The organism is Nonomuraea sp. NPDC050733 (genome assembly GCF_040654215.1).
GTDB lineage: Bacteria > Actinomycetota > Actinomycetes > Streptosporangiales > Streptosporangiaceae > Nonomuraea.
This window is the reverse complement of the sequence record NZ_JBFAHO010000001.1, coordinates 740,168-758,633: the sequence shown is the minus strand read 5'-3', so window position 1 is coordinate 758,633 and position 18,466 is coordinate 740,168. Positions and strand designations below refer to the sequence as shown.

22 protein-coding genes are annotated in these 18,466 nt (G+C 72.5%); 9 read left to right on the top strand and 13 right to left on the bottom strand.

Features of this window, described 5'->3' with window-relative positions; translation table 11 throughout:
• Positions 1-4: 4 nt before the first annotated feature.
• The 4 genes from AB0H64_RS03555 to AB0H64_RS03540 all read right to left on the bottom strand — a co-directional run bounded on the left by AB0H64_RS03555 (position 5) and on the right by AB0H64_RS03540 (position 2,075).
• Positions 5-655, bottom strand: a complete 651-nt coding sequence (locus tag AB0H64_RS03555; RefSeq protein WP_357619640.1) for an LppX_LprAFG lipoprotein — start codon at positions 653-655, stop codon at positions 5-7.
• 93 nt (positions 656-748) lie between these two features.
• Positions 749-1,207 (bottom strand): MarR family transcriptional regulator, encoded by a 459-nt coding sequence (locus AB0H64_RS03550; protein ID WP_357619638.1) that lies wholly within the window; start codon positions 1,205-1,207, stop codon positions 749-751.
• Between the two features lie 73 nt (positions 1,208-1,280).
• On the bottom strand, positions 1,281-1,457 hold the full coding sequence (locus tag AB0H64_RS03545; RefSeq protein WP_310716726.1) for a hypothetical protein: 177 nt from the start codon (positions 1,455-1,457) through the stop codon (positions 1,281-1,283).
• A gap of 9 nt (positions 1,458-1,466) precedes the next feature.
• Positions 1,467-2,075: a 4'-phosphopantetheinyl transferase superfamily protein gene (locus AB0H64_RS03540; protein ID WP_357619636.1), complete on the bottom strand. Its 609-nt coding sequence runs from the start codon at positions 2,073-2,075 to the stop codon at positions 1,467-1,469.
• A gap of 182 nt (positions 2,076-2,257) precedes the next feature.
• Between AB0H64_RS03540 and AB0H64_RS03535 the strand changes: the two genes are divergently transcribed.
• Positions 2,258-3,676, top strand: a complete 1,419-nt coding sequence (locus AB0H64_RS03535) for an FAD-binding oxidoreductase (RefSeq protein WP_357619634.1) — start codon at positions 2,258-2,260, stop codon at positions 3,674-3,676.
• 165 nt (positions 3,677-3,841) lie between these two features.
• Here the strand turns inward: AB0H64_RS03535 and AB0H64_RS03530 are convergent, their stop codons facing one another.
• On the bottom strand, positions 3,842-4,639 hold the full coding sequence (locus AB0H64_RS03530) for an alpha/beta hydrolase (RefSeq protein ID WP_357619632.1): 798 nt from the start codon (positions 4,637-4,639) through the stop codon (positions 3,842-3,844).
• Positions 4,640-4,693: 54 nt separating this feature from the next.
• On the opposite strand from AB0H64_RS03530, the gene AB0H64_RS03525 reads away from it, so the two are divergent.
• Complete coding sequence (locus AB0H64_RS03525; protein ID WP_357619630.1) at positions 4,694-5,308, top strand: PadR family transcriptional regulator; 615 nt, start codon at positions 4,694-4,696, stop codon at positions 5,306-5,308.
• Positions 5,309-5,424: 116 nt separating this feature from the next.
• The gene (locus AB0H64_RS03520) at positions 5,425-6,366 is read left to right on the top strand and encodes a DUF5996 family protein (protein ID WP_357619628.1); all 942 of its coding nucleotides are present in this window, start codon (positions 5,425-5,427) and stop codon (positions 6,364-6,366) included.
• Here AB0H64_RS03520 and AB0H64_RS03515 read toward each other — a convergent pair.
• The gene (locus AB0H64_RS03515; protein ID WP_357619625.1) at positions 6,350-6,568 is read right to left on the bottom strand and encodes a hypothetical protein; all 219 of its coding nucleotides are present in this window, start codon (positions 6,566-6,568) and stop codon (positions 6,350-6,352) included. The two genes, AB0H64_RS03520 and AB0H64_RS03515, sit on opposite strands and share 17 nt — an antisense overlap.
• Positions 6,569-6,614: 46 nt before the next feature.
• Positions 6,615-8,009, bottom strand: coding sequence for an aminopeptidase P family protein (locus AB0H64_RS03510; protein WP_357619623.1), 1,395 nt, complete (start codon positions 8,007-8,009; stop codon positions 6,615-6,617).
• A 174-nt stretch (positions 8,010-8,183) separates the two neighbouring features.
• Here AB0H64_RS03510 and AB0H64_RS03505 point away from each other — a divergent pair, with 174 nt between their 5' ends.
• The 5 genes from AB0H64_RS03505 (at position 8,184) to AB0H64_RS03485 (ending at position 12,860) form a co-directional block, all read left to right on the top strand.
• Entirely contained in the window at positions 8,184-8,612 is a 429-nt protein-coding gene (locus AB0H64_RS03505; protein WP_357619621.1) for a CBS domain-containing protein, read from the top strand.
• A gap of 40 nt (positions 8,613-8,652) precedes the next feature.
• Complete coding sequence (locus AB0H64_RS03500; RefSeq protein ID WP_357619619.1) at positions 8,653-9,168, top strand: hypothetical protein; 516 nt, start codon at positions 8,653-8,655, stop codon at positions 9,166-9,168.
• Positions 9,169-9,227: 59 nt separating this feature from the next.
• On the top strand, positions 9,228-10,292 hold the full coding sequence (locus AB0H64_RS03495) for an endo alpha-1,4 polygalactosaminidase (RefSeq protein WP_357619617.1): 1,065 nt from the start codon (positions 9,228-9,230) through the stop codon (positions 10,290-10,292).
• A gap of 85 nt (positions 10,293-10,377) precedes the next feature.
• Positions 10,378-11,187 carry a cyclase family protein gene (locus tag AB0H64_RS03490; RefSeq protein WP_357619615.1) on the top strand — a complete coding sequence of 270 codons (810 nt, stop codon included), beginning with the start codon at positions 10,378-10,380 and terminating at the stop codon, positions 11,185-11,187.
• Entirely contained in the window at positions 11,184-12,860 is a 1,677-nt protein-coding gene (locus AB0H64_RS03485; protein WP_357619613.1) for a thiamine pyrophosphate-binding protein, read from the top strand. Before AB0H64_RS03490 ends, AB0H64_RS03485 begins: the two co-directional genes overlap by 4 nt.
• Before the next feature lie 14 nt (positions 12,861-12,874).
• On the opposite strand, the gene AB0H64_RS03480 is transcribed toward AB0H64_RS03485, so the two are convergent.
• The 3 genes from AB0H64_RS03480 to dhaK are packed head-to-tail and all read right to left on the bottom strand — an operon-like array spanning position 12,875 to position 14,889.
• On the bottom strand, positions 12,875-13,252 hold the full coding sequence (locus tag AB0H64_RS03480) for a phosphoenolpyruvate--protein phosphotransferase (protein WP_357619718.1): 378 nt from the start codon (positions 13,250-13,252) through the stop codon (positions 12,875-12,877).
• Complete coding sequence (gene dhaL, locus AB0H64_RS03475) at positions 13,252-13,908, bottom strand: dihydroxyacetone kinase subunit DhaL (protein ID WP_357619611.1); 657 nt, start codon at positions 13,906-13,908, stop codon at positions 13,252-13,254. Before dhaL ends, AB0H64_RS03480 begins: the two co-directional genes overlap by 1 nt.
• Positions 13,909-14,889: a dihydroxyacetone kinase subunit DhaK gene (gene dhaK, locus AB0H64_RS03470; RefSeq protein ID WP_357619609.1), complete on the bottom strand. Its 981-nt coding sequence runs from the start codon at positions 14,887-14,889 to the stop codon at positions 13,909-13,911.
• Between the two features lie 105 nt (positions 14,890-14,994).
• Here dhaK and AB0H64_RS03465 point away from each other — a divergent pair, with 105 nt between their 5' ends.
• Positions 14,995-15,744 carry a lysophospholipid acyltransferase family protein gene (locus AB0H64_RS03465; protein ID WP_357619607.1) on the top strand — a complete coding sequence of 250 codons (750 nt, stop codon included), beginning with the start codon at positions 14,995-14,997 and terminating at the stop codon, positions 15,742-15,744.
• 110 nt (positions 15,745-15,854) lie between these two features.
• Here the strand turns inward: AB0H64_RS03465 and AB0H64_RS03460 are convergent, their stop codons facing one another.
• The 3 genes from AB0H64_RS03460 to AB0H64_RS03450 all read right to left on the bottom strand — a co-directional run bounded on the left by AB0H64_RS03460 (position 15,855) and on the right by AB0H64_RS03450 (position 18,441).
• The gene (locus AB0H64_RS03460; protein WP_357619605.1) at positions 15,855-16,067 is read right to left on the bottom strand and encodes a hypothetical protein; all 213 of its coding nucleotides are present in this window, start codon (positions 16,065-16,067) and stop codon (positions 15,855-15,857) included.
• Positions 16,068-16,306: 239 nt separating this feature from the next.
• Positions 16,307-17,113: a serine/threonine-protein kinase gene (locus tag AB0H64_RS03455; protein ID WP_357619603.1), complete on the bottom strand. Its 807-nt coding sequence runs from the start codon at positions 17,111-17,113 to the stop codon at positions 16,307-16,309.
• A 62-nt stretch (positions 17,114-17,175) separates the two neighbouring features.
• Positions 17,176-18,441, bottom strand: a complete 1,266-nt coding sequence (locus tag AB0H64_RS03450; RefSeq protein WP_357619601.1) for an MFS transporter — start codon at positions 18,439-18,441, stop codon at positions 17,176-17,178.
• Between the last annotated feature and the right edge of the window lie 25 nt (positions 18,442-18,466).

Sequence of the window (18,466 nt, the reverse complement as noted above, 5' to 3'; positions counted from 1 at the left end):
GCCCTCAGCCCGCCGACGGCGGCGGTGTGATCGTGACCGGCGCGTCGTAGTCGCTGAACGCGACCGTGACCGTGCCGTCCTGCAGCGGCAGCTCCACCTTCCGCAGGCGGCTCGTCGCCTTGTCCACCCAGAGGGTCCCGTTGACGCCCTGGGTGACGCCGGGCACCATCGTGCCGAGCACCTGGCCGGAGAACGTCGTCGCCACCCGGTAGGCGCCGTCCTCCTCCGCCTCCACGCGCGGGTCGGCCGCGGTGGCCAGCAGCTGGGGGACGCCCTTGTCGCGGTCGAGGATGAGCGACGGGTCGTAGATCTGCGCCAGCTCCTTGCGCGTCAGCCGCTGGAAGCCGCCGGTCGGCCCCTTGAAGTGGACGGTGTCGCCGACGAGCGCGAACGTGATCTCCTGGAGGCTGCCGAGCACCTCCAGCGTGAGCGTGCCGTCGGCGTCGCCCGCCGAGGTGAGACGGCCGTCGGCCTTCTTCAGCGGCACCTTCGGCTTGCCCTCGGTGGCGATGGAGAACGTGGCCGACTTGACCGTCTTCATGGCCTCCGACGCCTTCTTCATCAGGTCGGGCCCGGAGGGCAGCTCCGCGCCGCCACCCGACGAACAGGCCGACACGAGCGCGACAAGAACGACGAGCAGCAGCTTTCTCAGCATGAGCGGATCGTAGCGAGCGTCCGGATCAGCGTGCGCGGGTCACCGATATCGGTTGGGTGTCGGCGTCCGCCGCCCCGCCGTGCGGAGGACGGGTCAGCGCAGCTCCTTGAGGTGCTCGACGATCGGCCGGTAGGCCTTCTCCAGGGCGTCGAGCTGGTCGTCGGTGAGCCGGTCGATGAAGTGCTCGCGCACTCCGGCCACGTGGTCGGGCGCCACGCGCTGGATGGTGTCCCAGCCCTCGTCGGTCAGCACCGCGAACGTGCCGCGCCGGTCGTCGCGGCACTCCTCACGGGTGACCAGTCCCTTGGCCTCCATGCGGGAGATCTGGTGGGACAGCCGGCTGCGTGACTGGATCGTGGCGTCGGCCAGGTCGCTCATGCGCATCCGCCTGCCGGTGCTCTCCGAGAGGTTGACCAGGATCTCGTAGTCGTTCACGGACAGTGAGTGGGCCTGCAGCTCACGGTCGAGCCGATGCATGAGCAGCTTGTGCAGGGCCAGTTGGGTGCGCCAGGCACGCTGCTCGGCGGGGGAAAGCCAGCGGGGCGCGCTCATGATCTCCAATCTAGCGCACGCTCAGTGATCCCACGGGCGATGGCCCGGTCGGACGCCGGTCCGGGCACCCGGTCTAGGCGAAGGCCATGACGATCGCGACGCCGACGACGTGCATGATCACGACGGCGGCGATGAGGAAGACGAACACGAACTTCGCCGGTCCGTGCTCGAAGGTCTTGCCCTCCTCCAGCGGCTTGCGCGCGGCCACGCGGTCCGCGATCCGCTCCTCCAAGGGCTTCCGGTAGAACATACGTCCAGCCTATTCGGGAAACGGCAGCCTGCGGGCTGGGGCGTCTGTGATGACAGCCACCATGACGTCCGTCTCGGCCGTCCACTCCAGCACGTGGCGCCCCGCCCAGTCGATCTCCGCCGTCCGCAGCACGTCCAGCGACAGCTCGCCGCGCTTGATCAGCGCCTCCTTGCGGGCCCAGAGCCGGATCAACTCGTCGTTGCGGGTGACCCCGGCACGCTCTCGGGGGGTGAGCGCCACCTCGGCCAGCGCCCCGTCGAGCGGGCCCGTGGGCACGCGCTCCGCGTCCACCCCCACCCGCCCGTCGCCGGCGGCCGCGCAGACGTAGCCGCGTGTGTGGCTGAGGCTGACACCCAGGGAGGGAGCCTGCTCGACGTACGGCCGGCCGTGGCCGGGGCCGTGGACGTCGCAGTGCTGGAGCAGCGTCAGCTCCTCCGGGCGCCTGCCGAGGGCGGCCGCGGCGCACTGCCGTACGAGCAGGTGGGCGGCGACGAAGGCGGCGCGGTCGGTGTCGAAGGCGAACCGCGCGGCCCGCTCCCGCTCGACGGGCGTGAGCCACTCCTCGGGGGCGCGCACCTCGTCGGGCCGGCCACCCATCGCCACAGGGCCGATCGTCACCTTGGCGATCTTACGATCCCCCGCACGAGCCCGTACGGCCACCCCCGTCCGGTGGGGCGGGGGCCGGGACGACGGGCATGACCAGGATTTCACCGGTCACCGGGCCGCGACAGGTTCGCCGAAAACTACGATGAGTTGACATTGACCGCCGGCTCTGGGGGAGGGCCGGCCGGGAGGGCGTCATGGTGCGGCTGATCAAACGTGAGCTGGAGACGCTCCGCGAGAGGTGCACGGGCCGCGTGGTCACGGAGCAGGACGCCCGCTACGACGTCGCCCGCGCGGTCTGGAACGGCGCCATCGACCACCGGCCGGCCGCGATCGTCTGCTGCACCGGCCCCGGCGACGTGTCGGCGGCGATCAGGTTCGCCCGCGAGGAGGAGCTGGAGATCTCGGTACGCGGCGGCGGCCACAACTTCGGCGGCTCCGCCGTGACCTCCGGCGGCCTCATGGTGGACCTGAGCGGGCTGCGCCGGGTGCGGGTGGACCCCGCTTCCCGCCGCGCCGTCTGCGAGGGCGGCGCCACCTGGGCCGACCTCGACACCGCCACGCAGGCGCACGGCCTGGCCACGCCCGGCGGCACGGTCAGCCACACGGGTGTCGGCGGGCTGACCCTGGGCGGCGGGTTCGGCTGGCTGACCCGGATGCACGGCCTGTCGGCCGACAATCTGGAGTCCGCCGACCTGATCCTCGCGGACGGCCAGTACGTCCACGCCTCGGCCCGCGACCATCCTGACCTGTTCTGGGCCATCCGGGGCGGCGGCGGGAACTTCGGCGTCGTCACCGGCTTCACCTTCCGGCTGCATCCGGTGGGGCCCGAGGTTCACTTCGCGCTGCTGTTCTGGGAGGCCGAGCGCGGGCCGGAGGCGCTCCAGGTGATCGAGGAGGCGATCGCCGGGCTGCCCGGGCGCGCCGGTGTGCTGGCCGTGTACGGGCTGACCGCGCCGCCCGCGCCGTTCGTGCCGCCGCCGCACCGCTCCAGGCTCGGCCACGCGCTGCTGATCGCGGGATTTGGCTCGGCGGAGGAGCACCGGGCGACGGTCACCGGGGTCGAGGACACGCTGAGGCCGCTGTTCACGTACGCCGACGCCATGCCGTACACGCGGCTCCAGACGTTCCTGGACGCCACCACCCCCTGGGGCGTCCACGCCTACGAGAGGGCGCTGGACCTCGCCGCGATCACCCCGCGGGCGGCGGCCACGCTGTGCGAGCAGGCGGCGCTCAAGGGGTCGGCGATGACGTTCATGCCGTCGTTCCGCCTCGACGGGGAGTTCTGCGCCGTGGCCGACGCCGCCACCGCCTACGGCGGGTCCCGCCTGCCGCACCACACGCTGTCCTTCATGGCGCTCACGCCGTCGCCCGAGGCGCTGCCGGCCGAGCGGGCGTGGTCGCGGGCCGCGTGGGAGGCGATGCTGCCGCACGCCATGGGCGCCGGCTCGTACGTGAACTTCCAGGTGGAGCGGGAAGCGGACCGGGTGCGGGCGGCCTACGGGGCGGAGAAGTACGGGCGGCTGGCGGCGGTGAAGGCCGTCTACGACCCGGACAACGTCTTCCACCTCAACGCCAACATCCACCCGACCCGCCGCCGCTCCTCTTGGCCTTGAGCGTGAGACAGCCGACGGGCGCCGACGTCGCCGGACGCCGGGACGGTGCCGGCGGGTTTGCAACGACCGCCGGCTCGCCCTGGTGCGCGGGCCGTGCGCTCGTCGGTGATGCGCGGGGGACGGACGGAGCAGCGGCTGAATCGTGACCCCTGATGTTGTCGTTGGTCACTGCTCGTGCTCGGTCGGGGCCGGTGCGCTGAGCGTGTCGGCGACAGCCCGCGCGAAGCCGTCGAGGTTGTCCAGCATGATGTTGTGCCCGCAGTCGGGGATCGCCATGACCGAGACGCCGGCGGCGGTGAGGCTTGGGGCGTCGGCGCGCGGGCCGTCGGCGGCCGGATAGAGGAACGTGCGCGGGATTGCTAGCTTCTCCAGATTCTCGCGCATCGTCGGTACGGTGCCGCGCAGGAGATTCATCGCGCTGCGATAGAGCGCCTGAGGCCCTGCCAGCCGCATCGTCGCTGCCCAGAGCGGGCCGATGAAGTCCATGGTTTCGTCCCAGCCGTGATCGAGGAACTCCTGCTCGGTGCGGTAGACGGCGATGCCGGAGCTTCCCGGCCGCTTGGTCTGCGGCAGCGGCGTGGGGTCGAGTGGTGCGTCGACCAGCACCAGTCGTCGGGCCAGGTGCGGATGGCGGGCGGCCAGCGTGATGGCGACCGCGCCGCCCATGCTGTGCGCGACGATGTCCGCAGCGCCGGTCCCGGCCTGCTCGAGCGCGCAGGCCAAGGCATCGGCGTGTTCTTCCAAGGTGTAGGCCAGGTCGGTGGGGCGGTCGCTGATCCCGAAGCCCAGCATGTCGATCAGAAGGGACCGGCGCCCGGCAAGGGCCGGGTGCGCCGCTGCCGGGGCGAAGTAGGGGGCCGAGCTGGCGCCCAGCCCGTGGATGAAGACAAGGGCGGGCTCGACGCCGGCAACCTCGACCCAGCGGATGCGGGAGCCATCGGGGAGAACCTGTGCGCTGTGCATAGTAAGCAAGATACATAGAAGTCGAGGTATGTCGTCAACAGGGTATGATGAATCATGCTCGAGCTCGCCGTTCTCGGCTTCCTCCATGACGCCCAGTTGCACGGCTACGAACTGCGACGACACATCGCGGCCTTGACGGGGCACGTACGTCCCATCGCCGATGGCACGCTCTATCCGCTGCTCAAGCGGATGGAGGCGGCGGGGCTGCTGCGCCGCGAGCTGCAGCCCGGTCAGATCGCGGCGCCTCGGCACATGCTCTCGCTGACCACGGCCGGCAGACGAGAACTGCTGCGCCGGCTGCGCGAACCCGACGAGCTGTTCATCACCGACGAGAACCGCTGGTTCACCATGCTGGCCTTCCTGCGTCACTTGGACGACCCGGCCCAGCAGGCGGCGGTACTTCGCCGCAGGCTCCACTTCCTCACCCAACCGGCGAGCTTCTTCTGGGACGGTGACCGCCCCCTGCGCGCGGCCGACTTCGACGACCCGTTCCGGCAGGGGCTGTTCACGATCGCGACGGCCACGACTCGAACGGAGCTGAGATGGCTGCGCGAAACGCTTGCCTCGCTTGAGCCTGGCGGAGGCACTCGCCAGCCTCGACAGGATGCTGCGGCAGGCGAGCTGCTCTCGGCACGGAGTATCGAAGAAGACCTTCAACGCGGGCGGTGATCACACCTGGCCGGAGGGCGGGTGGCAACGGCGATCGAGCTGCGAGACCCTGTGACAGGCGGGGCCTTTCTCTTGGCGGGGTATTCGATGTGTGGCCGCCGGGGAACGGTGGCGTCATGAAGCTTTTTCCGGCGATGCCGCTGGCCGAATGGCAGGACACCAAAGCGACGGTGCATCGGTTCTGCCAGGTGGTGGGCAAGGTCCGGCTCGCCTGCGGAGTCCGGCGCAACCACTGGTGGAACGCGCCGTTCCACCTCACCGGGCGGGGGCTCACCACCCGGCCGATGGGGCAGTCCGACGGCAACCCGATCTTCACGATCGACTTCGACTTCGTCGCCCACCGGCTGATCGTCACCACCCTGGACGGCCGGACGGTGTCGTTCGCCCTGCACGGCCGGTCGGTGGCGTCGTTCTACCACGAGACCATGCGCGCGCTCGCGACCCTGGACGTGCGCGTGGACCTGTCCGCGCCCCACCCGTTCGACCTGCCCGACGCCGACCGGCCGTTCGCCGACGACACCGAGCACGCCGCCTACGACCCCGCCATGGTCACCCGCTACTGGCAGGTCCTCAGCCAGGTGAACCTCGTGCTGGAGGAGTTCGCCGCGGGCTACTCGGGCAAGATCAGCCCGGTGCACCACTTCTGGCACACGTTCGACATCGCCTGCACCCGCTTCTCCGACCGGCTGATCGAGCAGCCGCCGGAGGCCGACCCCGTGACCCGGGAGGCGTACTCCCGTGAGGTGATCAGCTCCGGCTTCTGGTTCGGTGACGACGCCTTTCCCGAGGCCGCCTTCTACTCCTACACCGCTCCGGAACCCGCCGGCCTCGTCGACGAGCCCCTGCGGCCCGGCACCGCGCGGTGGATCGAGCAGCGGGGCGGCCATCTGGCCGTGCTCCCGTACGCCGCCGCCCGCTCCGAGGCCGATCCACGCGCCGCCGTCCTCGACTTCTACGAGAGCGCCTACCAGGCCGGAGCACGACGGGCCGGCTGGGACGTCGGCCGCCTGGCCTGCCCGGGCGGCGTCACCGACCCGCTCCTCACCGCCGGGACATGACCGCGCACACCGTCCCCTCGCCGGTGTGGTGAGCGAGATCAGGTAGCCGTCGATCGCCCGCGTCGGGCAGTCGCCCCGGCCGTAGATCCCGTGTCCCCTCGTACGTCAGGAGCCGGGCCTCGCGGCCGATCTGGAGCGCGGCGTCGACCGCCCACGGGTAGGCGGTGGCCGGGTCGTGCAGGGCGTTGCCGAGCAGGATCATGTCATACCGCGGGCGGTACGCCCGCCCGAGGCCCGGAGAGGCGGCGTCACCGCAGCAGCGCGGCCATCCAGGTCTCGACCTCGTCCGACCGGCGGGGCAGGGCGCCGGACATGAGACGGGCGCCGTCCGCCGTGATCACCAGGTCGTCCTCGATGCGGACACCGAGCCCCCGGAACTCCTCCGGCAGCGTGAGGTCGTCCGGCTGCAGGTACAGGCCCGGCTCGACGGTCAGGACCTGACCCTCCTCCAGGACCCCGTCCAGGTACGTCTCGGCCCGCGCCCGCGCGCAGTCGTGGACGTCCAGGCCCAGCATGTGACCGCTGCTGCACAGCGTGTACCGCCGGTACAGGCCCGACTCCATGAGCGCGTCCACCGGGTCCTTCAGCAGTCCCCACTCCCGCAGGCCCTCGCAGACGACCCGCATCGCGGCCAGGTGGAAGTCACGGAAGCGGGCCCCGGGCCGCAGCGCCGCGATCCCGGCCTCCTGCGCCTCGTACACCAGGTCGTACACCTGCCGTTGCACCGCGCCGAAGCGGCCCGACAGCGGCAGCGTCCGCGTGACGTCGGCCGTGTACAGCGAGTCCGTCTCGACGCCCGCGTCGAGCAGCAGCAGGTCGCCGTCGCGCAGCCGCCCGTCGTTGCGGATCCAGTGGAGCACGCAGGCGTGCGCGCCGGAGGCGACGATGCTCTCGTAGCCGACGGCGTTGCCCTCCAGCCGCGACCGCAGCCCGAACACGCCCTCCAGGTAGCGCTCCCCGCGCGGGTGCCCGAGCGCCGCCGGCAGGGCGCGCACCACGTCCTCGAAGCCGCGCGCCGTGGCGTCGACGGCGAACTGCAGCTCGCCGACCTCCCACTCGTCCTTGACCAGCCGCATCTCCGCCAGGAACGACTCCAGCTCCGCGTCGCCCTCGCCGGGCGGCACCAGCCCGTCCACCCGGGGGTCCACACCGCGCAGCACCCTGGCCGGCCCCCTGAGGACGAGGTCTCGTATGTGCGCGCACTCCACCTGGTACAGCAGCGCCGCCTCCGCCAGGTCCGGGCGCCGTCCCACCCAGAACTCGCCGTAGCGCCGGTCGCGGTAGAACTCCTCGCCCTCCTCGCGCGGCGAGCGCGGCCGCACGTACAGGGTGGCCTCGCCGGACGGCTCGACGACGAGCACGTCGTCCGGCTCGCCCGCGCCCGTCAGATACGCGTACGCGCTGTGCGGGCGGAACCGATGGTCGGAGTCGTTGCTGCGCGTCTTCAACGTCCCGGACGGCACGACCAGCCGCTCGCCGGGGAACCGGGCCGCCAGCGCGGCGCGGCGCTTGGCGGCCCAGGGCGCCACCGGCAGCGGCTCGACGTCGGCGCGCCGGGTGTCGGCCCACCCCGTCCGCATGAACGCCGTCAGCTCCTCGGTGACGGGCAGGTCGTGACTTCCGGTGTTGAGCTGTTCGGTCATCGGCGCGGGTCCTGACGGCTGGTGCGGGCGGCCCCCGGCGGGGGCCTCTGGTACGGCACGCAGCCTACGACAACCCTTGACGGTCTCCCCACCGGCTTGCTTGCCTGGTAGACATCCCGTCCGGGCGCTTAGCCGCCGCGCGCGACGGGTAACTTGAGAGCCGAGGTGGTGCAGATGCTCATCAGGACAATCTTGCGCAACAAGGGCAATAAAGTGACCACCGTGCCGCCTGATGCGACGGTGCGCGAGCTGCTGGCGGCGCTGGCCGAGTACAACATCGGAGCCGTGGTGGTCTCCTCCGACGGCGTGACGATCACCGGGATCGTGTCCGAACGGGACGTGGTGCGTCACCTGCACGACCTGGGCGCCGACATCCTGGAACGCCCCGTGTCCTCGATCATGACGTCCGAGGTGCGGACCGTCGGCCCGGGCGACAACGTCGACGAGCTGCGCAAGACGATGACGACCCACCGGTTCCGGCACGCGCCCGTCCTCGACGAGGGGCGGCTCGCGGGCATCGTGAGCATCGGCGACGTCGTCAAGAGCTCCATCGAGGAGCTGGAGACCGAGAAGGCGTCGCTGGTCGACTACCTTCACCGGTGACGGAGCTCCCGCCCGTTGACACGGGTGGGACGCTTGTCCGGTGATGTACGGACCTGACCAGCCGGGCGACTATCCACGGGCGTCGAGCAGTCCGGTGGTCATCCTGCTGGTGTCGGGCCTGACCGGGTTGGTGGGGTTCGTCATCGGGTTCCTCGCGGGGTTCGGCGCGACGGGGACGGCGGCCGAGCCGGCGCCGCGCATGACGGTGCGGTTCGAGGAGCCGTCGGAGACGCCCGCGACCTCCTCGGAGTCGCCCGCGCAGGCCCGGGAGACGCCCCAGGCGAGCGGCACTCCGGGGACGGGCGCCCTGAGTCCGGGGGCGGTCGGCGCGGGGCGCACGCTCGTCGTGGGCGTGGACATCCAGCCCGGCACGTACAGGACGGCGGGCCCCGCGCAGGGGCAGCCCATGTGTTACTGGGCGCGGCTGCGCAGCACCGTGGCGCAGCCCTCCGACGTCATCGCGGCCGACATGCCGCGCGGCCCGGCCACCGTGGTCATCACCCCGACGGACAAAGCCTTCCAGACCGGTGGGTGCGCCGACTGGACCCCCGCCTGACGTCCGTCTTTGAGCAAAGTGGTTGCAACCCCTGGGGGAACCCACGAGTCTTACTCGCCATGCGCAAGAATTCGATCTTCGTAGCGGCCGCTCTGGCCGGTGCTCTCGCCACCACCGGCCTGACCGGTGGCATAGCTCAGGCCGCGACCGGCCAGACCCCCCGGCCGGTGGCCGTCAAGCCCACCCGTACGGCGACCCCGAAGCCCACCCGGACGGCGACTCCCAGGCCCACCCGGACGGCGACTCCCAGGCCCACCCGGACGGTGACCGCGAAGCCGACCGTGACCCGGACGGCGACCGCGACCCCGAAGCCGAGCGCCACCTCCAAGGCGACGTCCCCCGCCGCCTCGCTGCCCGCGCCCGTCGCGTGCGCCGGCTGCTGGAAGCCCGCCGTCGAGACGAGCTGGCAGTGGCAGCTCTCCTCCCTGCCGACCAAGCCGTTCCTCGACGTGCAGATGTACGACATCGACGGTTTCGAGGCCAAGAGCGGCGCCATCGTCAAGGAGCTCAAGGCCGACAAGCCGGGCCGGGGCGTGGTCTGCTACATCAGCGCCGGCTCGCGGGAGGACTGGCGTCCCGACGCCGCGAAGTTCCCGGCGTCCGTGCTCGGCAAGGAGGTCGACGGCTGGAAGGGCGAGCGCTGGCTCGACATCCGCCAGTACGCCGGCCCGCTCGGCGACATCATGAAGGCCCGCCTGGACATGTGCAAGGCGGCCGGGTTCGACGCGGTCGAGCCCGACCTCGTCGACGGCTTCGAGAGCGACACCGGCTTCCCGCTCAAGGCCTCCGACCAGCTCGCCTACAACACCTGGTTCGCCAACGAGACGCACAAGCGCGGCATGTCGGTCGCGCTCAAGAACGACATCGAGCAGATCCCGCAGCTCCTGCCGTACTTCGACTTCGCGGTGAACGAGGAGTGCTGGTCCAACAGCGAGTGCACCACCGCCCAGAACGGTGGCGACTACGGCTACGACCAGTTCGTCAAGGCCGGCAAGGCCGTCTTCCAGGTCGAGTACGACCTGGCCACGAGCAAGTTCTGCGCCAAGTCGAACGCCCAGAACTTCAACTCCCTGCTCAAGGACCTGGACCTCACCGCCAAGCGCACCGCCTGCCGCGGCAAGTGACGCTCCGGATCTGACCGGCCCGGGCTGCTCGACCCGGGCGGGGCCGCGTAGGAGGATGCAGCCAGGCCACCTCGAGGAGGACGACATGCCGGTGCTGCGGAGTCTCATGGAGAGCGTGCGCGACGGGAGGATCGAGGTGGTCGACCTGACCGCGCCCCTGTCCGAGGAGACGCCGATCCTCCGGTTGCCGGAGCCGTTCGGCAACACGATCCCGTTCCGGCTGGAGGAGATCAGCCGCTACGACGATCGCGGGCCGGCCTGGTACTGGAACGACATCCACACGGGCGAGCACTCCGGGACGCATTTCGACGCGCCGATCCACTGGGTGACCGCCCGGGACGGCCAGGACGTCTCGCAGGTGCCGCCGCGCAGCCTGCTCGCCCCGGCCGTCGTGCTCGACTTCTCCGCCGAGGCGGGCAAGGACGCCGACTTCCTGCTCCAGATCGGCCACGTCAAGGAGTGGGAGCGGGCCAACGGGCCGCTGCCCGACGGCGGCTGGCTGCTCTACCGCACCGGCTGGGACGCACGCTCGGGCGAGCAGGGCGCGTTCCTCAACGCCGACGAGACCGGGCCGCACACGCCGGGCATCTCGGTGGAGTGCGCGCGCTGGCTCGCCGAGGAGACGCCCATCCTCGGGCTGGGCGTCGAGACCGTCGGCACGGACGCGGGCGCGGCCCACTCCTTCGACCCGGCGTTCCCGTGCCACTCGTTCCTGCTGGGCGCCGGCAAGTACGGCCTGACCCAGCTCCGCAACCTCGACCGGCTGCCGGTCACCGGCGCCGTGGTGATCGCCCCCCCGCTGCCCATCGTCGGCGGCTCCGGCAGCCCGGTCCGCGTCCTCGCCCTCGTCGAGCACGAGGCGGGCCAGAGCGAGCGGCCGGGGCAGACGGGGTGATCGTCGCCGAGGCGGTGGGGCGGACGCTCGCCTCGCTCGGCGCCGAGGCGGTCTTCGGCGTCGTCGGGAGCGGCAACTTCCACGTCACCAACGCCCTCGTGGAGCACGGCGCCCGCTTCGTCGCCGCGCGGCACGAGGGCGGCGCGGCGACGGCCGCCGACGCCTACGCCCGCACCAGCGGCAAGGTCGGGATCCTGTCGGTCCACCAGGGGCCGGGCCTGACCAACGCCATGACCGGCGTCGCCGAGGCCGCCAAGAGCCGCACCCCGCTGGTCGTGCTGGCGGGCGAGGCCACGGACGCCCGCTCCAACTTCCACATCGACCAGGACGCCCTGGTCCGGGCCGTCGGCGCCGTGCCGATGCGGGTCTCCTCCGGCACCGACGCCGTCGAGCAGACCGTCAACGCCTTCCGCACCGCCCGGGAGGACCGGCGCACCGTCCTGCTCAACCTGCCGCTCGGCGCGCAGACGGGCGTCGTGCCGTGGCGGGGGCCCTTGGGGGAGTTCCTCGACCAGATCGTCGCCGCCGGGCGGGCCGCCGCCTCGGTCCCGCTCCTGGCGCACGCCGTGCCGGACGCCGGTGACGTCGAGGAGCTGGCCGGCCTGCTCGCGGCGGCACGGCGGCCGGTGTTCGTCGCCGGCCGCGGCGCCCGGCACGCCCGGCGCGAGCTGGAGGAACTGGCCGGCCTGACCGGCGCGCTGCTCGCCACCTCCGCGGTCGCGCGCGGCCTGTTCCGCGGCAACCCCTGGGAGCTGGACGTGAGCGGCGGGTTCGCCACGCCGCTGGCCGCCGAGCTGATCCGCGACGCCGACCTCGTCGTCGGCTGGGGCTGCGCCTTGAACATGTGGACCACCCGCCACGGCACCCTCATCGGCCCGGAGGCGGCGCTCGTCCAGGTGGACCTCGACGACGCCGCCATCGGCCTGCACCGGCCCGTACGGCTCGGCCTGACCGGCGACACGGCCGCCACCGCCCGCGCCGTGATCGCCGCCGCCCCCGGGGAAGGCACCGGCGACGGCTACCGGTCGCCGGAGCTGGCCCGGCGCATCGCGGCCGAGGGCCGGTGGCGGGACGTGCCGTACACCGACGAGGGCGGCGGCGGCCGGATCGACCCGCGCACGCTGACCATCGCCCTGGACGACCTGCTGCCCGCCGAGCGGACCGTGGCCGTCGACTCCGGCAACTTCATGGGCTACCCGTCGATGTTCCTGGACGTGCCGGACGAGCGGGCCTTCTGCTTCACCCAGGCGTTCCAGTCGGTCGGACTCGGGCTCGCCACCGCCATCGGCGCGGCCGTCGCCCGGCCCGACCGGCTGACCGTCGCCGCCCTCGGCGACGGCGGCGCGCTGATGAGCGCGGCCGAGCTGGAGACCGTCGTGCGGCTCGGGCTGCCCATGGTGGTCGTGGTGTACGACGACGAGGCGTACGGGGCGGAGGTGCACCACTTCGGGCCGCACGGCTACCCGCTCGACCTGGTGACCTTCCCGCCGGCCGACCTGGCGGCGATCGGCAGGGGGTACGGGTTCGAGGCCGTCACGGTGACGGAGCGGGCGGACCTGTCAGGCGTCGCACAATGGCTGGAGGGGGCCCGGGAGCGCCCTCTGCTGGTCCACGCCCGGGTGACCCGGGATCGGGCGTCGTGGTGGCTGGAGGAGGCGTTCAAGGGCCATTAGCGCGCCCGGCCGCCTCAGCGCAGCTTCCTGAAGCCGCGGGCCTCCTCGGCCGCCTCCAGCACCGCGTCCAGCGGCAGCCCCGCGCTCGCGGCCACCGCCGCCGCGATCGCGCCCTCCACGAACGGCACGTCGGCCAGCACCACCCGGCCCGGCTCCTCCACCAGGCGCGCCGTCAGCACCGAGCTGCCCAGGTCGGCGATCAGCACCAGACCGTCGCCCTGGTCGGCGGCGCGCATCGCCCGCTCCACCAGGTCCACGCTGGTGCCCAGGCCACCGTCCTCGGTGCCGCCCGCCGCCGCCACGGGCGTCGAGGCCCCGGCGATGCCGCGGGCCAGCGCGGCCGTCTCCTCCGCCAGCCCGGCGCTGTGCGCGACCAGGACCAACCCGACCATCACCCGCCCTCCCGTCTCGCCGCCACGGCGGCCAGCGCGCCCATGATCAGCGCCGACGACGCCGCGCCCGGGTCCTCGTGCCCGGCGCTGCGCTCGCCCAGATAACTCGCCCGTCCCTTGCGCGCGGTCATCGGCACCGTCGCCCGCGCCCCCTCCGCCGCGGCGGCCGCCGCCCGCGCCAGCGCCTCCGGCGTCCGCACCCCGTCCCGTACGGCCTCCGACAGCGCGCGGGCCGCGGGAGCCAGCGCGTCGATCATCGTCTTGTCGCCCTCGGCCGCCTTGCCCAGCCGCTCCACCGCCATGACGCCCGTCCCGAACGCCTCGGCGAACCCGGCCGGCGTCACCGGGTCCTCCAGGGCCTTGCCGATCTGCCGGAGCGCCGAGCCGTACAGGGGGCCGGAGGCGCCGCCCACGCGGCGGATCAGCGTCGTGCCCGCCGTCATGAGCGCCTGCGCGGGCGAGTCGGGCGGCGACTCCCGCAGCGCCCGGAGGACCTCGGTGAAGCCGCGGTCGAGGTTGGTGCCGTGGTCGGCGTCGCCGATGGCGGCGTCCAGCTCGGTCAGCCGCTCCCGGTTCCGGGCGATCTCGCCGGCCGTCTCCTCCAGCCAGGCCACGAAGAGCGCGGTGTCCAGCCCCGTGCCCGCTCCGGGGCTCATTCAGCGGCCCCAGCGCAGGGCCGGCGTCTCGACCGGCGCGTCCCACAGCCGCGTCAGCTCGTCGTCCAGCCGGCACACGGTGACCGAGAAGCCCTGCATGTCGAGGCTCGTCACGTAGTTGCCGACCAGCGACCGCGCCACCCGGGCCCCCTTGCCCCGCGCGTACGCCTCCACCTCCGCGAACACCACGTACAGCTCCAGCAGCGGCGTGCCGCCCATGCCGTTGACCATGACGAGCAGGTCGCCCTCCAGCGGCAGGTCGCCGTGGACGGCGTCCATCGCCACGGCCGCCAGCTCCCTGGCCGGCGCGAGCGGCACCCGGCTGCGGCCGGGCTCGCCGTGGATGCCGATGCCGAGCTCGACCTCGTCCGCCGGCAGGTCGAACGTCGGCCTGCCGGCCGCGGGCGTCGTGCAGGAGGTGAGCGCGATGCCGAACGACCGGCTGCGCCGCCCGACCTCCTCCGCCACGCGCGCCACGTCGGCCAGCGGCGCGCCCTCCTCGGCCAGCGCCCCGGCGATCTTCTCCACGAACAGCGTCGCGCCGGTGCCGCGCCGTCCGGCCGTGTAGAGCGAGTCCTGGACGGCCACGTCGTCCTCGACGAGCACGCTGGCGACCTCGACGTCCTCGGACAGCTCGGCGGCCATCTCGAAGTTCAGCACGTCGCCGGTGTAGTTCTTGACGATGTGGAGCACGCCCGCGCCGCCGTCGGCCACCCGGGTCGCCTCGATGATCTGGTCGGGCACGGGGGAGGTGAACACCTCGCCCGGACATGCCGCGTCGAGCATGCCGTACCCGACGAAACCGGCGTGCAGCGGCTCGTGCCCCGAACCGCCGCCGGAGACCAGCCCGACCTTGCCCGCGCGCGGGCCCTCGGCGCGGCAGACCACGTGGTCGCGCACGCGCAGTCCCGGGTGCGCCGCGGCCATCCCGGTCAGGGCGTCGTCGACCAGCGACTCCGCGGAGTTGATGAGCTTCTTCATGGTCTCGAGATGTGCCCGTTTTCACCCCCGGGCAAGCCTCGTGGGGTGGTGCGGAGCACACGATCCGGCTGCCCACCAGGGTGGAACCTAGGCTACCTTCGGCACATGGCTGAGATCGTGTACCCGCCGGTGATCGCCGCCGCGCGGACCCTCTTTCGCGTGCTCGACTACCGCTTCCACCTCGAAGGGACCGAGCACGTGCCGCGCACCGGGGGAGCGGTGCTGGTGAGCAACCACATCAGCTACCTCGACTTCATCTTCGCGGGGTTCGCCGCGGTGCCGTCCAGGCGGCTGGTGCGCTTCATGGCCAAGCAGGACGTGTTCGAGCACCGGATCTCGGGGCCGCTGATGCGCGGCATGCACCACATCCCCGTCGACCGGGGCGCCGGGGCCGGCTCGTACGCGACCGCGCTGCGCAATCTCAAGGCGGGCGAGGTGGTCGGCGTCTTCGCCGAGGCCACGATCAGCCGGTCGTTCACGGTCAAGGAGATCAAGAACGGGGCCATCCGCATGGCCCAGGCCACGAACGTGCCGCTCATCCCGGTGGCGCTGTGGGGCAGCCAGCGGCTGTGGACCAAGGGCCGGCCCAAGGCGCTGACGCAGCGGCACGTGCCCATTACGATCATCGTGGGGGAGCCGATGCACCCCAAGCGCGGCGAGGACGTCAACGCGCACACGGCCGACCTGCACGGCCGGCTGACGGCCCTGGTGGACCGGGCGCAGCGCACGTACCCGGAGATCCCGCAGGGCGTGTGGTGGCAGCCCGCCCATCTGGGCGGCACGGCGCCGACGCCGGAGGAGGCCGCCGCCATGGACGCCGCCGAGGCGGAGGCCCGCGCCAAGCAGGAGGGCTAGCGCCGGGCCGTCCAGGGCCTCGCCCGGGACGGCCTCCGCTCGCGATCGACTCGGTTCAGCGTGCTCGGTTCAGCATGCTCGGTTCAGAATGTTCGGCTCAGCATGTTCGGTCAGGCGTAGAGGAACCAGTACCCGTTCTCGTACGAGCAGCGGAAGGACGTCCACCAGCCCCACTGGATGCCCAGGTTCCCGCCGTGGTAGCAGTCGGACTGCAGGTAGTAGGCGTACCGGATGCTCTCGGCCTGCGCGGGCGCGGCGGTCATGGACAGGAGCACGCCGGTGGCCAGAGCGGTGGAGACGAGTAGGGCCCGTACCTTGCGCATCCGATTCCTCCCAGGGGCATCGCACGAAGGACGCTGTCGCGGAGAGTTCCGCGGACCGGCTCACAGGTGGGTGAGCGGCGTTCGCACTATCGCATCCGCGACCCGCGCGTGACAGGTCCGCAGCCCGTCCGCGGAGCGGGGGCGGACATGACCTGCGCCGATGGGAGAGCGGCGGCCGTGAGGCGTGAAACGTTCATCGCACGGCCGGCATCGCACGCGATCCGGGGCCGCTTGCCTGCCTAGATCGCGGCCTGGTAGCTGCTGGCGCGCATGCCCGCCAGCAGCCCCGCCGTCTGCTCCGGCGTGAAGCGGCGCACCGGGTCCGGGTGCAGCAGCCCCTCGATGAGCGGCCGCAGCACCCCGGCGCGGCGCGGCGTCGGGTAGCCGCCGCTGCGGGCCATGCCGAGCACCGTCGCCGCGTCCTGACCCGGATAGGGCGGCTGCCCCTCCACGGCGCTGTAGAGCGTGGCGCCGAACGACCACATGTCGGCCTCCTTGCTGGCCGGGCCGCCGTGCAGCCTCTCGGGCGCCATGAACGCCGGAGTGCCCCGCAGCCTGCGGGAGGTCGTCATCCGGATGTCGCCCTCGGCCGTGGCGATGCCGAAGTCGGTCAGCACCACGCGGTCGCCCGTCAGCATGACGTTGGCCGGCTTCACGTCGCGGTGCAGCACCCCGGCCTGGTGGGCGGTGCGTAACGCGGCGAGCAGGTGCTGTCCGATCGCGGCCACGGACTGGGCGGGCAGCGTGCCCACCTGTGAGAGCAGCTGGTGGAGTGAGAGCCCGTCGAGGTACTCCATCACGATCCAGAGCTTGCCGCCCTCTTCGATGAGGTCGTGGACCGTGATGATGTTCGGGTGTGTGAGGCGGGCGGCCATCCTGGCCTCCCGGAGGACACGACGGCGCACCATCTCGGCCTCGCCGGTCAGCGTCAGCTCCTTGAGCGCGACCTCACGATGGAGTAGCTGGTCGAACGCCCGCCAGACGACTCCCATACCGCCACGACCGGCCTCCTCGGTCAGGAGGTACCGTCCGCCGATCTCCCGCATGCCATCCCCTCGTTGCCCGAGGTAATCATGTCATCTCACCACAGGTCATAGTGTGCCGAAAGCTAGGCGGATGTGTGGTGAACTGAATGATCGCTGGTCAGCGGCATGGAAAATGGTTCACGCGCGACACGCCACACGAGCCCGACGCCGGCCAGGCAGACGCCGGCGGCCCCCAGGAACACCGCCGGCAGCCCGGCGATCTCTCCCAGGAGCCCGCCGAGCGCGGCGCCCACGGGCATCCCGCCCATCCCGATCAACCGGTACGCCGAGTTGACGCGGCCGAGCAGGGCGGCCGGGATGAGCCGCTGCCGGGTGGAGACCACGAGCACGTTCGCGGCGCCGCCGGTGACGCCCCACACGACGGCGACCGGGTACAGCAGCCACCCGACGGGCACCAGCACGGGCACCAGGTACAGCAGGGCGGACACCAGCCACATGGTCAGCAGGGTCCGGCCCTCGCCCAGCAGCCGGGTCAGCCGCTCGGCCACCAGCGACCCGGCCACGGACCCGGCGGCCAGCGCGGTCATCATGAGGCCGTAGCCCTGCGGGGTCAGCCCCACCCGCGACCCGTCGCCGACGAGCCACAGCACGAGGACGCCGAAGTAGGCGGCACTGGCGGTGTTCAGCATGCCGGCGGAGACGGCCAGGGTCCGCAGGAAGCGGTGCCCCCAGAGGTACCGCAGGGCCTCCGCGATGTCCCGCCCCACACCGCCCTGGCGAGGCGCGTCCCCGGGGGTGCCGGAGACGGCCGTGACCGGGTTGTAGCGGCCGCGCATGCCCAGGAGCAGCAGCCCCGCCGCGCCGTACAGCGCCGCCGGGGCGCCGAAGACGGCCGCCGGCACGAGCGTCACCAGGAAGCCGGCCAGCGGCGCGCCCAGGAAGTCGTTGCCGATCATCTGCGCGCTCAGCACGCGGCCGTTGGCGGCGGTGAGCCGGTCCTGGGGCACCGTCATCGGCAGGATCGACTGGGCGGAGGTGTCCGCGAAGACCTCCGACACCCCGGCGACCAGCAGGAGCGCCAGCATGAGCCACAGGTTCAGCAGGCCGGACACGGCCAGCGCCCCGCCCGCCGCCAGGACCGCGGCGCGGGCGCCGTTGGCGAGCACCATGATGCGCCGCCGGTCCGTACGGTCGGCGATCGCCCCGGCGTGCAGCGCGAACAGTAACCAGGGCAGCGTGACGGCGGCCCCCACGAGGGAGACCAGTGTCGGCGACCGGGTCAGGGAGACGGCCAGCAGCGGCGCCCCCACCTTCAGCACGCCGTCCGCCAGGTTGGACGCCGCCGTCGAGGACCACAGGAACGTGAACGCGCGCCCGAGACGCGGCATGGGGGCCTCCGCTAGTGTGTAAGAG